General features: G+C 40.3%; 4 protein-coding genes. 3 read left to right on the top strand and 1 reads right to left on the bottom strand.

Annotated features, from left to right (window positions below; genetic code table 11):
• Nucleotides 1-610: 610 nt before the first annotated feature.
• A complete protein-coding gene (locus B3M51_RS10965; protein ID WP_292398351.1) occupies nucleotides 611-928 on the top strand; it encodes a hypothetical protein in 318 nt (105 codons plus the stop codon).
• A 49-nt stretch (nucleotides 929-977) separates the two neighbouring features.
• Here B3M51_RS10965 and B3M51_RS10960 read toward each other — a convergent pair whose 3' ends face one another.
• A complete protein-coding gene (locus tag B3M51_RS10960) occupies nucleotides 978-1,148 on the bottom strand; it encodes a hypothetical protein (RefSeq protein WP_292398353.1) in 171 nt (56 codons plus the stop codon).
• Between the two features lie 163 nt (nucleotides 1,149-1,311).
• Here B3M51_RS10960 and B3M51_RS10955 point away from each other — a divergent pair, with 163 nt between their 5' ends.
• A complete protein-coding gene (locus B3M51_RS10955; RefSeq protein ID WP_292398356.1) occupies nucleotides 1,312-1,590 on the top strand; it encodes a hypothetical protein in 279 nt (92 codons plus the stop codon).
• Between the two features lie 217 nt (nucleotides 1,591-1,807).
• Nucleotides 1,808-2,230, top strand: coding sequence for a hypothetical protein (locus B3M51_RS10950; RefSeq protein ID WP_292398358.1), 423 nt, complete (start codon nucleotides 1,808-1,810; stop codon nucleotides 2,228-2,230).
• Nucleotides 2,231-2,257 lie beyond the last annotated feature (27 nt).

The raw sequence follows: 2,257 nt of genomic DNA, 5'->3' as shown, positions 1-2,257 counted from the left end.
GATGGTACGCAATGAGCCTTTTATGGGTTAGTTTTGGCACCTTTGACCGGGGATTCTTAATTGAGACAACTATGCTTGGATTTGCATTCATGCTGACGGAAGGCTTTTTTGATACTTATTTCCAACATGAGAAGGCGAAAGCGCAATCCAGGGCGATGAAAAGCAAAAAGTGAAACTGTCGGGTGTTACTCAAAGTAAGAACTACATCACAGTCATGTCATTCACTAATGACAGCTACTGCAGAGAATGCGTATTATGGAATCACTGGTAAATGCCGGCAATGTTCAATAAGGATACGAGCATTACAGTTTGCTGTAATGCGAAATACTCTCTCACTGAGATGGTATTCCAAAGCATCTGACCATGTGTTTCGGAATGCCAGATTTCCTGATAACACATCATTGTTATCTTGAAGGGTATTCGGTCTCATCAAAACCGAACACAGATGCTTAACCTTAGAACGTTAAGCGATTTAACCCCAGGGGTGATATTCACCCATCTGGGGTTGAGATCATCCCTAATATTATGGAGTTTTCATTATGGGATGTATTAAAATAGATATTTTTCCCCGAGTTAGATTTTGAATCGGAAATGTTTAGTAAAAGTTTGCTTGGCTATATCTAACGGTGAACTTAAACAAAATATCGAGATTGATGTTAAAGACATTATCACCTATGAATGGGCACCGATAATGAAAGTTGACACTGAAACAAAGAAAAACGTCGCGGACATGGCACCAAATGGGATTCGATTATTGCTTTTAACAGGTGAAACGCTGGTGGCTTTTGACCATTGTTATGAAACCTTCGGTAAATCGGTTGAAATGGCAAGGCGTCCACATGCGAACGTTGTTACTGCACAGCATTTATCGTTAGAAGAAGCAGGTCATCTTTCCTATACGCCGGAATGTATCAGAAGTATTCGTTAGAAATTGTGAATTTAACCTGATGCAGAATGTTGATTTATGAACTTTCTGTTTATTGAGTAGATTGATTAACCGGCTTTAAAAAAGCACGGTATTTAATTTTCTTAATGATGCTTTCTGCTAAAGCTTCATCTTTGGTCAGCACAATCGCCCGGATGAGATCATCAGAAAGTAATTGTTTATTAGTTGAATGCACTAATTGAAGTCTGTTGGGTTTATTCATGTAAATGAGTATATCACTGGGCAACAATCACGAAAGGGGCTAAAAACGGCTTTTCCTGCTTTTTTGCCTACATTAGCAAGACATCATTGGCTTTCCAAACCCAAACGGGGATCGACTTCCCGCTTGGGGTGTCGCTCCCTCTTAAACTAAGAGGCATTTTGACATGGAAACCTATCAAGTTATCGCTTTAAGCACATCGCATATTGAAGAGGATGATACCAGTGCATTATGCATTGCAGCCTTTCAAACCAATATCGTGATGGAGCGTGAATCCAGCTTCTTTATTAAGCTGTATATGAACGATTTGGCAGGAAACCTCTCAGGAGATTACAGTCCTTCACTTTGCAAAGTAATTGAGTTCGCATTTAACAATAACTTTGAGATGATTGAGCTGGATTCAGATGCCGAGGCCATCCCAGAGTTGGACCAGCACGACTGGTAAAGCATTACCTCTGTCAACAGGGGTATTCCAAAGCGTATTCACATAGTACATTTCGGAATAGATATCCAGTAGATAGCCAAAAACTATCTATTCGATAAGTCAGCCGGACTTATTTAAAACCGGCCTCAATGTCCAAGCAGCGCGCTGTTTGGAATCCAAAACCTATATGGGAGTAACTCCCTTATGGGCGGCTGCTCCCTTTAAAAAGGAGAGTAACATGCAAAATACACCAGAGTTTGGAGCACCAAGAGCGTCAGATAATATGACAACCATGGAGCTACGAAATGCCAGAACGCCGTTCACACTTGAAGTAACACTGGATAAACTTCGGTATTACCTTAAAGCAACACTACATCATGACGCTGTAGAGTTACTTGAAAAGGCAGTTGATAAGGCCAAGGTAGACAAAGATTATTTTAATCGACTTGAAAGTGCACTGCTTCGAGGTTCAACCGTTGAAGGCCGAGAGTTATTCTCAGACTTTGGCGATTACTGGGCAAGAACGAGTTCGGTAATTCCATATTACCTACATCATGATGCCGTAAACAGCATTGATACCGCTTTATTTCAAATCCGAATTGGTGATATGAAAGAAGCAATTGATGACTTTAATTTTCTACATAATTGTTCTCTGGATTAATAGTTTTGACATGTAAGCTGAGTTACC

It is taken from the genome of Methylophaga sp. UBA2689 (genome assembly GCA_002354555.1).
In the GTDB taxonomy this organism is placed as follows: domain Bacteria; phylum Pseudomonadota; class Gammaproteobacteria; order Nitrosococcales; family Methylophagaceae; genus Methylophaga.
This window is presented reverse-complemented; position numbering and strand designations above follow the sequence as displayed.

What these genes read in the sequence shown, in the direction of transcription:
- B3M51_RS10955 (WP_292398356.1), top strand. Translation starts at nt 1,312, where the DNA reads ATGGAAACCTATCAAGTTATCGCTTTAAGCACATCGCATATTGAAGAG.
- B3M51_RS10960 (WP_292398353.1), bottom strand. Translation starts at nt 1,148, where the DNA reads ATGAATAAACCCAACAGACTTCAATTAGTGCATTCAACTAATAAACAA.
- B3M51_RS10950 (WP_292398358.1), top strand. Translation starts at nt 1,808, where the DNA reads ATGCAAAATACACCAGAGTTTGGAGCACCAAGAGCGTCAGATAATATG.